The 12,373-nt window shown below is 71.3% G+C and carries 13 protein-coding genes; 4 read left to right on the plus strand and 9 right to left on the minus strand.

All coding sequences use genetic code 11. The annotated features are described in order from the left end of the window. The first annotated feature begins 226 nt into the window (after positions 1-226). The 3 genes from AB5J53_RS28380 to AB5J53_RS28390 are packed head-to-tail and all read left to right on the plus strand — an operon-like array spanning position 227 to position 3,329. Entirely contained in the window at positions 227-1,426 is a 1,200-nt protein-coding gene (locus AB5J53_RS28380; protein ID WP_369248476.1) for an outer membrane lipoprotein carrier protein LolA, read from the plus strand. A 33-nt stretch (positions 1,427-1,459) separates the two neighbouring features. After that, positions 1,460-2,452 carry an ABC transporter ATP-binding protein gene (locus AB5J53_RS28385; protein WP_369248477.1) on the plus strand — a complete coding sequence of 331 codons (993 nt, stop codon included), beginning with the start codon at positions 1,460-1,462 and terminating at the stop codon, positions 2,450-2,452. Further along, on the plus strand, positions 2,439-3,329 hold the full coding sequence (locus AB5J53_RS28390) for an ABC transporter permease (protein WP_369248478.1): 891 nt from the start codon (positions 2,439-2,441) through the stop codon (positions 3,327-3,329). The genes AB5J53_RS28385 and AB5J53_RS28390 overlap by 14 nt, the downstream gene beginning before the upstream one ends. Positions 3,330-3,332: 3 nt before the next feature. On the opposite strand, the gene AB5J53_RS28395 is transcribed toward AB5J53_RS28390, so the two are convergent. From AB5J53_RS28395 to AB5J53_RS28425, 7 genes are all read right to left on the minus strand, one after another. After that, positions 3,333-3,926, minus strand: coding sequence for a flavodoxin family protein (locus AB5J53_RS28395; protein ID WP_369248479.1), 594 nt, complete (start codon positions 3,924-3,926; stop codon positions 3,333-3,335). A 360-nt stretch (positions 3,927-4,286) separates the two neighbouring features. Continuing rightward, the gene (locus tag AB5J53_RS28400; RefSeq protein WP_369248480.1) at positions 4,287-4,817 is read right to left on the minus strand and encodes an NUDIX hydrolase; all 531 of its coding nucleotides are present in this window, start codon (positions 4,815-4,817) and stop codon (positions 4,287-4,289) included. After that, positions 4,817-6,421 carry an amidase family protein gene (locus AB5J53_RS28405; RefSeq protein WP_369248481.1) on the minus strand — a complete coding sequence of 535 codons (1,605 nt, stop codon included), beginning with the start codon at positions 6,419-6,421 and terminating at the stop codon, positions 4,817-4,819. Before AB5J53_RS28405 ends, AB5J53_RS28400 begins: the two co-directional genes overlap by 1 nt. Positions 6,422-6,498: 77 nt before the next feature. Continuing rightward, entirely contained in the window at positions 6,499-7,683 is a 1,185-nt protein-coding gene (locus tag AB5J53_RS28410) for a tetrahydrofolate dehydrogenase/cyclohydrolase catalytic domain-containing protein (protein WP_369248482.1), read from the minus strand. A gap of 7 nt (positions 7,684-7,690) precedes the next feature. Further along, on the minus strand, positions 7,691-8,155 hold the full coding sequence (locus AB5J53_RS28415; RefSeq protein WP_369248483.1) for a hypothetical protein: 465 nt from the start codon (positions 8,153-8,155) through the stop codon (positions 7,691-7,693). Between the two features lie 89 nt (positions 8,156-8,244). Next, a complete protein-coding gene (locus tag AB5J53_RS28420; RefSeq protein ID WP_369248484.1) occupies positions 8,245-9,417 on the minus strand; it encodes a zeta toxin family protein in 1,173 nt (390 codons plus the stop codon). Further along, positions 9,414-9,776, minus strand: a complete 363-nt coding sequence (locus AB5J53_RS28425; RefSeq protein WP_369248485.1) for a hypothetical protein — start codon at positions 9,774-9,776, stop codon at positions 9,414-9,416. Before AB5J53_RS28425 ends, AB5J53_RS28420 begins: the two co-directional genes overlap by 4 nt. 97 nt (positions 9,777-9,873) lie before the next feature. On the opposite strand from AB5J53_RS28425, the gene AB5J53_RS28430 reads away from it, so the two are divergent. Next, positions 9,874-10,101 carry a DUF397 domain-containing protein gene (locus tag AB5J53_RS28430; RefSeq protein WP_369248486.1) on the plus strand — a complete coding sequence of 76 codons (228 nt, stop codon included), beginning with the start codon at positions 9,874-9,876 and terminating at the stop codon, positions 10,099-10,101. 18 nt (positions 10,102-10,119) lie between these two features. Here AB5J53_RS28430 and AB5J53_RS28435 read toward each other — a convergent pair whose 3' ends face one another. Both AB5J53_RS28435 and AB5J53_RS28440 read right to left on the minus strand, forming a co-directional pair. Continuing rightward, a complete protein-coding gene (locus AB5J53_RS28435) occupies positions 10,120-10,584 on the minus strand; it encodes a DUF4913 domain-containing protein (RefSeq protein ID WP_369248487.1) in 465 nt (154 codons plus the stop codon). Further along, positions 10,581-12,335 (minus strand): type IV secretory system conjugative DNA transfer family protein, encoded by a 1,755-nt coding sequence (locus tag AB5J53_RS28440; protein ID WP_369248488.1) that lies wholly within the window; start codon positions 12,333-12,335, stop codon positions 10,581-10,583. Before AB5J53_RS28440 ends, AB5J53_RS28435 begins: the two co-directional genes overlap by 4 nt. Positions 12,336-12,373 lie beyond the last annotated feature (38 nt).

The following is a 12,373-nucleotide window of genomic DNA, read 5'->3' on the forward strand; positions in this document are numbered from 1 at the left end:
CATTGGAGGCGGTGCCTCCCCCGACCCCTACGGGTCGGGGGAGGCACCGCCTCCTCACGTCATACCGGAGGAGTACGTGGAGTTGAGTCCGGGGTCTGACGCTTCTCTCTGGCCGATTTGGTCAGATTGAGAACACCACTCCTCACCGGTTCGGGTGAGAATGGCGGCTTAGGGGTGGACGAGTGCAGCACGGTAGGCCGCCGCCGACGACGGAGGTAAGGCACACATGGCACCGTACGAATCCGACGACAGCACGAAGGTCGATGAGACCGAGGACGTGCGCGCCGGGCGACGCAAAGCCGCGCGGTACGTCGTTCCGGTCGCGGTGGTGGGGGTGGCGGCGGCGACCATCGGGCTCGTCCCGGCGCTCGCCGACTCCGGCGACCCCGACCTGCCGAAGATCACCGCACAGCAGCTCATCGAGAAGATCGCCAAGTCCGACGTCCAGCAGCTGTCCGGCACGGTCAAGGTCAGCACCGATCTCGGACTGCCCAGCCTGGGCGGCCTGGAGAGCGGCTTCGCGTCCGGCGCGGCCAAGGGCGACGGCGGCTCCTCCGCCGACCCGCAGTCCAAGCTGCTCGAACTCGCCTCCGGCACGCACACGCTGCGCGTCGCGGCCGACGGCCCGGACAAGGGCAAGGTCTCCCTGCTGGACAGCGCCGCCGAGTACAGCGTCATCCACAACGGCAACGAGGTGTGGGCGTACGACAGCAAGTCGAACGAGGCCTACCACGCGACCGCGCCCAAGTCCGAGAGCCGTAAGGAGAAGGAGGAGGTCCCCTCCACGCCCAAGGACTTCGCCGACGAGGCCCTGAAGTCGGTCGACGGCACCACCTCCGTGACCGTCGACGGCACCGCGCAGGTCGCCGGCCGTGACGCGTACAAGCTCCTCATCAAGCCGAAGCAGTCCGGCTCCACGGTCGGCGCGATCAGCATCGCGGTGGACGCGAAGACCGGGCTGCCGCTGAAGTTCACGCTGACCCCGGCGAGCGGTGGCTCCGCCGTCGTGGACGCGGGCTTCACCAAGGTCGACTTCGCCAAGCCGGCCGCGTCGACGTTCGACTTCACTCCGCCGAAGGGCGCGAAGGTCACCGAGGGCGACGACCTGAAGAGCGAGGAGAAGGCGCAGCCGAAGTCCGACGAGGACTTCGCCAAGGGACTCGACGGTCTGAAGACCATCGGCAAGGGCTGGAACTCCATCGCCGTGTTCGACACGGGCGGCGAGGGCGTACCGTCCGGCTCCTCCGGCAACGGCGACGTCGACGGGTTCCTGAACTCCCTCGGCGACCACGTCACCGGCAAGTTCGGCTCGGGCACGGTCTTCTCGACCCGCCTGGTCAACGCGCTGATCACGGACGACGGCAAGGTGTACGCCGGTGCCGTCACCAAGGACGCGCTGGTGAAGGCGGCCGACGCCGCCCAGTGATTACCGTATGCGCACCATGAATTGAGGGAGCCCATGGAGGAACTGTCCGCCGCGGAACCGGACATGGCGGACACGGGAGGCGCAGTGGTCGCGGAGGACACCGTGATCGCCACCCGTGCGCTCACCAAGCGCTACCGCGGCGGACAGCTCGCCGTCGACGGCCTGGACCTGACCGTCCCGGCAGGCAGCGTCTTCGGCTTCCTCGGGCCGAACGGCTCGGGCAAGACGACCACCATCCGCATGCTGATGGGCCTGATCGAGCCGACCTCGGGCACGGCACGGGTGCTGGGGCAGCCCATGCCCCGCGCCACCCGCGCCGTGCTCCCGCACGTCGGCGCCCTCATCGAGGGCCCCGCGCTGTACGGCTTCCTCTCCGGGCGCGACAACCTCATCCGCTACGACGCCGCCGACCCGACGGCCGACCCGCGCACCCGGCGTACACGCGTCGCGGCCGCCCTCGACCGGGTCGGGCTCACCGCCGCGGCCGCCAAGAAGGCGAAGGCGTACTCGCTCGGCATGAAGCAGCGGCTCGGGCTCGCGGCGGCGCTGCTCCAGCCCCGCCGGCTGCTCGTCCTGGACGAGCCGACCAACGGACTGGATCCGCAGGGCATGCGCGAAATCCGCTCCCTGGTCAGGGAGCTGGCCTCCGACGGCACGACCGTCTTCCTCTCCTCGCACCTCCTCGACGAGATCGAGCAGGTGTGCACGCACGCGGCCGTGATGGCGCAGGGGCGGCTCATCACCCAGGGCGCGGTGGCCGATCTCGCCGCGGGCGCGCGGGGCCGCCTGGTCGTGACCACCCCCGACCCCGGGGACGCGGCGCGCGTACTGAAGGAACAGGGCGTCGCGGATCTCATCGTGACCGAGACGGGCGTGACCGCAGAGCCTCCGGACCGCGAACTCGCCGAGCTGAACGCCGCGTTGGTCACGGCGGGCGTCCGGGTCCGCGGCTTCGGGGTCGAACGGGCCTCGCTGGAGGACGCGTTCGTGGCGCTGACGGGGGAGGGGTTCGATGTCGCGGGCTGAAGTCGTGACGGCAGAAGCTCAGGTCAGGCGGGCGCCCAGCCCGCTGTGGACCTTCGGGCTCTTCCGCAGCGAGCTCGTCACCACCTTCCGGCGCTGGCGGACGATCGCGCTGCTCGGCGTGCTGGCGGCCGTGCCGATCCTCATCGGCATCGCGATCAAGATCGAGACGAGCGACGGCTCGGCGGCCGGCGGTGGCGGCGGCGAAGGACCGGCGTTCATCTCGCAGATCACCAACAACGGTCTGTTCCTGGTGTTCACGGCGCTGGCTGCGACGCTTCCCTTCTTCCTGCCGATGGCGATCGGTGTCATCGCGGGCGACGCGATCGCGGGCGAGGCCAACGCGGGAACGCTCCGCTATCTCCTGGTCGCCCCCGCGGGCCGTACGCGCCTGCTCCTCACCAAGTACGCGACCACGATGACGTTCTGTCTGGTCGCGACCCTGGTCGTGGCGACGTCCGCGCTCATCGTGGGTGCGCTGCTGTTCCCGCTGGGCGAGCTGACCACGATTTCCGGGACCCGGATCAGCTTCACCGAGGGGCTCGGGCGGGCCCTGCTCATCGCGCTGGTCGTGGCCGCCTCACTGATCGGCGTCGCGGCGCTCGGCCTGTTCGTCTCCACCCTGACCAACAGCGGCATCGCGGCGATGGCGACGACGGTCGGCCTCCTCATCACCATCCAGATCCTGGACCAGATCCCCCAGCTCCACGCGCTCCAGCCGTACTTCTTCTCCCACTACTGGCTGTCCTTCGCCGACCTCATGCGCGACCCGGTGTACTGGGACGATCTGGTCCGCAACCTCGGGCTTCAGGCGCTGTACGCGGCCGTGTTCGGATCGGCGGCGTGGGCGCGGTTCACCGTGAAGGACATCACGGCGTAGGACTCACTGGGCGGCGGCCTCGTGCGGGAAGCGGGCGAGCGGCGGGTCCTGTGCGAAGAAGGTCTTCGCGCGTGCCAGCGCCTGCGTGTCGCTCAGTACGTCACCGCGCGCGCTGCCGTTGCCGAGCAGCACCCCGCCGAAGCGCATCTTCATGTACGCGGCGGAGTTGTTGAGCGTGCCGATCAACGGCTCGGCGACTTCCGGTTCCGTGTCCGCGAGGGCGGTGACACCCCAGAGGGTGCGACCGGCCAGGGTCGCCTTGAAGTCGACACCGGGGGTGCGCAGCCAGCCCGACCAGTAGTCCAGGTAGCGCTTGGTGAGGCTGGAGACCGAGTACCAGTACAGCGGCGAGGCGATCACGATGTCGGTGGCCGCGAGCGTGGCGTCGAGCAGCAGCGCCGGGTTGCTCCCGTCGGGAGAGCGCACGTGGTCGCTGTCGCGCCGCAGGTCCACGAAGTCGGGCAGCGGGTGCTCGGCGAGGCTCAGCCATCGCTGTTCGACATCTGCGGGCAGTTGTTCGGCGGCCTTGCGGGCCAGTATCTCGGTGTTGCCCTCGGAACGGCTGCTGCCGAGCAGGAACAGGAATCGGCGGTTCATGGGTCCCCCTTTGAGTGCGCGCGAGTGCGCGGCGAACGACGGCTACATGCGTGCACAATATATGCGTACGCATCTAAGTGTCCAGGGTGGGGTGGGGGGGCTGGTCGGTCGCGGCGCAGAGGAGTCCGGGCGTCAGGCTTGGGACGGGCGATCCGGTCGTGCAGGCATTGGGCAGGGCGGACCGGCTGTTTCGGGCTCCGGGCAGGGCGGACCGGCCGCTTCAGGCTCCGAGCAGGGCGGACCGGCTGCTTCAGGCTCCGAGCAGGGCGGACCGGCTGCTTCAGGCTCCGAGCAGGGCAATCCGGTCGTGCAGGCTTCGAGCAGGGCAGACCGACTGTTTCAGGCTTCGAGCAGGGCTGCCTATGCTCCCAGGTCCAGCAGGAGAGCCATGACGCCGACCAGCGTCGCGCTGCTGACGATCTCCCGGCGGGCGATCATCCCGGGGATGTCGGCCAGCGGGATCCACTCGAGGCGGTCCGACTCATTGCGTTCGGTCGGCTCGCCGACCCGGGTCGCCCGGTCCGCGCGGAACACGAAGTGCTGGGAGTCGGTGATCCCGCCGGCCGGCTGCGCGTAGATCAACTCCCGTAGCGAGTCCGGGCGCCAGCCTGTCTCCTCCTCCAGCTCCCGCGCCGCCGCGTCCTCGGGACGCTCCCCATCCTCGACCAGGCCCATGGGCAGCTCCCAGCCCCAGGTGTCCGTGACGAAGCGGTGCCGCCACATCATCAGTACGCGCCGCTGTCCGTCCACCGCCGCGGTGACGGCGACGTCCCGCAGCCTGACGACGTGGTAGTCGGCGCGGGTGCCGTCGGGCCGTTCGACGTCGAGGGAACGCAGGCGGACCCACGGGGTTTCGTGCAGGGTGCGCTCGCCGTGGACGGTCCATCGCATCAGTTGGGGTCCTGTTCTCTCGTCCGATTGAGCCCGTTCAGCCGTGGGAACTCGCTTCGCCGATCGAGCTCGTCCAGCTGCGCGACCCGTAGGAGCAGCGGCTCGGCGCCGTGCCGGGCCACGAGCTGGAGGCCGACCGGGCAGCCGTCGGGGCCAAGGCCCGCGGGGATGCTCGCCGCGGGGTGGCCGCTCAGATTGAACGCCCAGGTCAGGGCGGTGGAGTAGCGATCGCCCGGTCCCTCGTGGCCGTGCGGCGGATTGGGTGTGGTCGGGGTCAGCAGCAGCGGAGTCTCGGCGAAGAGCCCGGCGAGCAGGTGGTCGTTCGCCTCCTGGAGCGGCTGAGCCACGGCGGCATCGGCACCCGGCGTCCGCAGCGCCAGCCAGGCGGGGCCCGGGTCGGCCAGGCATACGTCCTGGGACACCAGCCGTACGATCCCTGCCTCGACGAGGCGCCCCACCGCGCCGTACGCGAGGGCCGCGATGTCCGCATCGGTGTCGGCGAAGCCGAGGTCGGGGGACCAGATGGCGGGGATGGGGGACGGGGTCGGAGGCTGGCTCGGGTGCGGGTGCGGGTGCGGGTGCGGGTGCGGGTGCGGGTGTGGGCGTGGGGCCTGGCTCGGGCGCGGGTACTGGTACGGGTTCTGGCTTTGGTCCGACTCCTGGTTCGAGCCTGGTTTCCGGCTCGGGGCGGGGCGATGGCTCGGGTGCGGGTGCGGGTGCGGGTGCGGGTGCGGGTTCGGGTTCGGGTTCGGGCGATGGCTCTGGTCCGAATCCGGCCTTGGGGTCGGGTTCCGGCGCGCGTCCGAGAGCGGGCTCGGGTCCGAATCCGGGCTCAGGTCCGAATCCGGGCTCGGGTTCGGGCCCTGGCTCGCGTGGCCCAAGTCCGGACCCTGGTCCGGTGTCCGGCCCGGGGCCTGGTCCAGTGTTTGGCCCGGTGTCCGGTCCGGCCTCCGCGGTGGGCCGCCGGACACGACCCGCCAGTACGCGGCCGCGTCCGACGCGTGGCGTGTGAGGACGCCGGCCGCCGTGAGGCCCGTACGGTCGGTGGAGGGGAGTCGGGCGTTCGTGGTCTTGAGGCCGAAGACGCCGCACCATGCGGCGGGGATCCGTACGGAGCCCGCGCCGTCGCTGCCGGTCGCCATCGGCACCAGTCCCGCGGCGACGGCGGCCGCGGACCCGGCCGAGGAGCCGCCCGGGGTCCGGTCGGCCCGCCAGGGGTTGACGGTCCGTCCGTGGGCCCCGAGCCCCCATGTCTGCCAGGCCGTACCCGGGCCGGGCACCGAGGTGGCCCCCACGGGCACGCACCCGGCAGCGACCAGCGCGCCCGCCGTTCGCAGTCCGCGGCGCCCCTTCACGCCGATCGGAACCCCCGCGAGCGGCAGCCACTCGCCCGCGGCGACCCGCGCGTCCACCTCGCCCGCCCGGCGCAGCGCCTCCTCGCCCCATACCTCGGCGAACGCGGACAGGGTCGGCTCCACCCGCTCGATCCGCGCCAGCGAGGCGGCGACCACGTCCACGGCGCGGACCGTGCGCGCTCGGACGGCAGCGGCGATGCCCTCGGCCGACAAGGACGGATAGCCGTCCGGCGACAGATCCAGTTCCATGGGTTCTCGGAGACTCCCTCGGCATGGTGTGTACGGCATGGTGTGTACGGCGTGACTGCGGCCAACTCGTACGCGGCTCAGCGGGCGGGACCACCGCCGGGTCCCGGTGGCTTCGGCTGCTGGGGGAGCTGCGGGCGGAGCGGCGCCGACGGGCCGGCGGCGGGAGGTCGTCCCGGCACGCTTCCGTCGCCGGAGGCACTGCCACCGACCCCGCGAAGCCTCGCGGCCTGCGCCACGGGATTACCCGGAGCCGCAGCAGACTGCGGACCAGCCGACGTGCCCGGACCAGCCGACGCCGCCGCAGCCGCGGAGGCCGTCGACACCACCGAAGCCGTAGGTGCTGCAGCAGGCGCCGCCGGTGTCGCGGACGCTCCCTGGGCCAACTGCTCCTTCGTCAGATACGGGCGGGGCTCGACCTTCCAGGACGGAGCCGCCGGGTCGACCTCCTTGCGGACCACCCGTTCCATGAGGGTCGCCATCTCGACCGGGCCGATGCCGCCGGGCACGGGAGTGAGGTGCTGCGGGATGTCGTACGCCGCGCGCTGGACGTCTCCACGCACGCTCCCGTCCGGCTGCGGCACGAAACCGGAGTCGACGACGAGCCGGTGGTGCGGCCGGAGGTGGTCGGGGCCGAGGATGCCCGGGTTGCCGGTGACGGAGACGACGATGTCGGCGTCCCGTACCCGCTTCACGTCGTCACCGGCGTCGAGTTCCATCAGGCGGTGTCCCCGCTCCCGCAGGGTGTTCACCACGCCCTGTCCCACGAAGCCCTTGCTGCCCACGACGGCGATCGTCGGGTCGTCCCGCGCGAAGGGCTCCACCACACGGCAGATGCCCTCGGCCGTGGCGCACGCGGTGTACTGCGAACGCCCCTTGAGCAGGGCGTCGATGTCCTTGGCCGGGTCCATGCGCTCGACGAGCGGGCGCAGCTGGGCCGGCGGCGGGAACTGGACGATGATGGCGCGGGTCGCGGGATCCTGGTTGGCACGGTCGAGGACCTCGGCGAACTGCGCACGTGTGGTTCCCGGCGGCATCACGACGTGGTCCGCCTTGAAGCCCAGGTGCTCGAAGCTCTTCACCTTCTGCTCGGCGGAGACCTTGGAGGCCTCAAGACGCACCCGCCAGTCCGGCGGATCCGTGGCGGCGGGCTCGAAACGGATGATGGCCACCCGCTGTCCCGTGGGCTCCACCGCATCCCGGTAGGGCCGGTAGAGCTCCTTGGCCTGCCTCAGGACGTCCCGTCCCGACACATGCTGAGTCATCGTCACCTCACCCCGTGCGACCGATCCGCACGAGCACTTGGGCGACGGGTTCGAGCTTGCGGCCCAGCAGCTCCTCCACCTCGCTCGCCGACAGCGGCCGGTCGCCGCTCAGGTCGTCGTGGTGTCCGGCCGGTCCGGCGGTCACGGTGATCCGGGTGAAGGTCTCGGGCCCTGTCGGGTCGTGGTACGAGAACTCCCCGAAGTGCGCGATCCAGGCGACCTGTTCGAGCCGCGCGCCGAAGCTCAGGCGCAGCGCCGGCAGCACGGCGTTCGCCACGGAGCCGAAGTCGTCCGTGATCCCGCGGTCGTCGGGGTTGCTCGCCAGCTCGGACACGACGGCCACCGCCCGGCGTCCGTCGGGGGAACGGACCGCGCGCACCAAGGTGTGCGCCCGGCCGGCCCGGTGGTGACGCCAGTCGACGACGTCCTCGAAGTAGTCGACGCGCGGGTGAGGGGGGTGCGGGTGGTTCATCCGTGCTTCTCCTTGGGATTCCAGGGCAGTTGGCGCTGTCGCCGAAGCGTGCGCCGTCGCGGAAGCGTGCGCTGTCGCGGACGCGGAAACTAGCGGCTCCGCGATGCCGCTCCGCCGCTCGACGCGGGACGCGGTGTCCGGGGCGGGGAGGGAGGGGCCGGCGAGGACGGCGAGGACGGCGAGGACGGCGAGGACGCCGAGGACGGCAGGGCCCTGGCGGGCACACCCCCGGTGGCCTGCGACGACACTCGCGGTCCGCTGCGGGAGGCCGCCGCCGCGGCGAGCCCGCCGGACGTGGCCGGGTCTGCCGAGGTGGCGGAAGCCGCGGCGGCCGGGGCCGCCGTGCCGACCTGCGCGGTCGCCGTGCCGACCTGCGCGGTCGACATATGGGCCTGCGCGGTCGGCGTATGCGCCTGCGCGGTCGGCATATGGGTCTGTGCGCGCTCGACCGTGCGGGCCAGCAGGGGTTTCAGGTCCTTCGGGACGCGGGTGGCGAGTGACTCGACGCGGGTCTTGAACAGGGTCTGTTCCTGCTCCGTCCAGGGGCGGGCCCGCTCGCGCTCGATCACCTCGCGCGTCGGCACCGGCAGGCGCCAGCCGCCGTCCGGCGTGGACTCGTTGCTGTGCACGATCTCGCCGCCCCTGAGGCCGACGTGGACGGCGTCCGTGGACTGGTTGCGATCGATGGCGTCCGCGGTCTCCAGGACCCGTTTGTAGGCGGTGTCGTGCCACTCGGGCCCCACCCATCGGCCGTACCCCTGGTCGTCCCGCATGGCCTGATAGCGGTCGACGATGCCGAGCTGACTGCGGGCGTCGTCGACCGCGACGAACACGGTCTCCACCCGGTACCCGGCGTCCCGGAAGTCCTTGAAGCGCTCCTGAGCCCACTCCGGACCGGCCAGCGGAGAGCTGATGACCACGTCGGCCCGCTGCTCGCGGACGTGTTCGACCGCCATGTTCCACCAGCGGGGGTCGCTGCACACGGCGGCCGCCGTCCGGTCGTTCTCGCGGGCGTGTTCCACATACCGGGGATGGAACAGAAGCAGGTCGTCACCGTCGATCCGGACCGCGTCCTGCAGCCCCTTCGCCTCGACGAGCTGTGCTTCCAGCGTGCTCTTTCCGGCGCCTGGCTGACCGCCGATGAACACCGCGACCGGCTGTTCCTTCGCGGGTCCCGACATGAGGGGCTTGATGGAACGCTCGAATATCTCCTCGATCTGATTCTGCGGAAGGACGTCTCTTTGCGGCGGAGTGTTCGTCACTCGCCGTCCTCCCGTGCGTCATTGTCTCCCCGCGACTCTCCGTCCTCCCGCGCGGTGCGCAGGATTTGCGGATACTCGGAGATGACGCGGCTGATCTCCTCGTGGTCCCGGACGGAAAGGCTTTGCATCTGCGTCCAGTACTTCCGCTGCTCCCGGGTGAGTCGCCGTACGGTCACCGGATCCGTTTCCCGGTGAATACGTGCGCTGTAGTGGGCCACGATCGAGCCGATCAAGTCCCGTGCGCGCACGAAGTCCTGGGATTCCCGCTCGGTGAATTTCGGGAAGGCGCCCAGCTCCTCGATCCCGCTGGTCCGCTTTTCGTCCGTCGAGCCTTCCGGCGTCATGTCCTCGGGCGTCATGTCTTCGGGCCTCGTTTCCGTCCGATGCCGACCGGGTAATCTTCCGCGCGTCGGTTCAGGGTAGGGCAGGCGATTCACCTGCGGTGAGGGGTGGAAAATGCAGAGGGAGAGGGCGCTCGGCGCGTACGCGGCCGGTCCTGTCTGGCGCAAGAGTTCCTACAGCGGCAACCACGACGCGACCTGTGTGGAGATGGCCCGCATCGCCGTCAAGGTCGGCCTGCGGGACTCCAAGAACCGGCAGGGCCCGGTGCTGCTCTTCTCGCCCGGAGCCTGGGGAGGATTCCTCGCCGGTGTGAAGTCGGAGCCGGAGCGGGCCGACGGCTGAGGACGCGCGGGACCCCGCTCACCACAGGTTCCTGTCGTAGGGATCGGGCTCCGGCGGTGTATCGGCGCGCGAGGCCTCGGGGACGGCGTACGCCTCGGTGGTCGGGGCCTGCTTCGCGCGGTGGCCGCCCGCCTTGCAGCCCGCGAACGGGCCGGTGGGAGAACGGAGCTCGGAGAGTACGGGTCCGAGGTGGTCGCGGTGCCAGACTGCGGGCCCGGACGCGCCCGCCGCCGGGTCGGTGTGCTCCTGCCAGGCCAGCCACAGCCCGTGCAGCCGGGCCACCGCCTCCAGGTGCTCCCACCAGCGCGGGCACCACGGCTGCTGCGAGGTGACCTCGCGGCCGTACACCGGAAGCAGCAAGTCGGCGACCCAGACGGCGAGTTGGCGCATCTCCTCGGCGTACTCCGCGCCGTCGAGGTAGAGAATGAACGGCGGGGCGGCAGGCCCTTCCTGGACCTGCTGCTCAGCTGCGGTGGTCGTCATCGCGTGATGATCCCTTCGGCGGCTCGGGCGGTGATGGCCTTGACCTCGGTCTGCGCCGCGGTCGCGATTCGGTCGGCGCCGGGTTCGGCGTACCAGGGGCGCAGCCTGACCAGCGCCGGCTTGATGCCGGTGGCCAGGAGCAGCGCGGTGCCCTTGGGCAGGGCGCGGATGCGGTCCGCGGGCAGGATGCGCTCGAGGCGGTAGGAGGTCGAACGGGACCGCCCGTCCTTGCTCTTGGACCAGCTGACCGTCGACACATCGTGCTCGCCGACCAGCCGGGAGATCTTCTCCACGAAGTCCGCGTCGTCCAGGCCCGCGCCGAGCAGCTTGATGGTGGCGGCTCCCCAGAGCGCGTCCATGCCGGCCTCGCCCCACACCCGGACGCCCTGCCGATAACTCTGCAGCAGCGTCACGATGTTGATGCCGCGCGAGCCGAAGTGCGAGTACAGGTCGGGGAGATCGGAGATCCGGCAGACGTTGGCGGCCTCGTCGAGCACGGCCGTCATGGGCGGATCGAGCCGCCCGCCCATCCGCTCCGCGGCCACGACTCCCGCACGCAGTACGGAGTCCGCGGCCGCCGCGATGACACCGGCCGCCGAGCCGCCGCCGTCCTTGGAGAGGAGGTACAGCGTGTCCGTGGACAGGACGTGCCGCTCCGGGAGGAACTGCGGCAGGTCCGGGTCGGGCGTCACCCATGCGGCGATGCTCGGGTCCAGCAGGCAGGCCACACACTGGCGGGCCGTCTCGTAGATGCCGTCCCGGGTCTCCACTGCGCCCTGCATGGTGCCCTGCAACTGGTCGGCCAGGGCCGCCATTCCGGCGTCCCGCAGCAGGTCGACGGGGGTGCGGTCCGCCGGGTCGGCAAGCCAGGCGAGTACCTCGCCGATCTGCCGTTCGCCCCGGTGGGCCGCGTGGAAGAGGGCGGTGAGGGTGTTCTGCGCGGCCGAGATCCAGAAGTCGCGCTTGGACGCGTCGTCGTTGACCGCTCCGACGAAGTGGCCTGCCAGCCGACGGGCACCCTCGATCGTGGCGGCGTCGGCGAGCATGTCCCACCACAGGCTGCGGGGTGTGTGGGCGATGCCCTGGGGGTCGAACGTCCATACCCGGCCGACGCGTTCGCGTTCCGCTCGGGTCACGCTGTAGACGTCCGCCTTGTTCGAGGTCAGCAGGACGCTGCCGCGGGCGCGCAGGACGCGCGGTGCCGCGATGCCCGTGGACTTGCCGGCCCGGGGGGCCATCAGGTCCAGCTCCACGTCCTCGTAGCTGGAGCGGAGCTCAGGGCCACCTGGTTCCAGGTTGCCGAGCAGGTTTCCGGTGTCGTCCGGGGTGAGCTTGCCCAACTTGGCCAGCAACGGGCGGAGTTGCCGTGCGCGCTGCGCCGCGCCCTTGGGCAGGAGCCCGGCGAGCTCCTTGCGCCCGGCGAGCCCGCTGGGCTTGGCGGCCTTTCGCCGTACGAGCATGACAAGCACGACGACAAGGGCCACGACCGCGCCGAACACGACCGCCATCCCGGCCGCGACCGCGGTCGGCGACGCCGCCGGCCACACCGCGGCCGGGCCGTCCTTGACCAGCCTGGACAGGGTGGACAGCCCGAACGGTGGCGGGTCCCAGCCGGTGCCGCTCGCCGCCGCCCCGATGGTCCCGCCCAGCCAGGCCCCGAAGAACAGAGTGCCGACGAGGAAGGCGGCGCCCGGCACGATCCAGGGAAGGAGGTCCTCCCCGCTGCTGTGATTCCTACGTGTGCTGCTCATCTGTGCTCCCCCCGATGGGTTTCGCCCCCGCCGCCCCT

The organism is Streptomyces sp. R41 (assembly GCF_041053055.1).
In the GTDB taxonomy this organism is placed as follows: Bacteria; Actinomycetota; Actinomycetes; order Streptomycetales; family Streptomycetaceae; genus Streptomyces.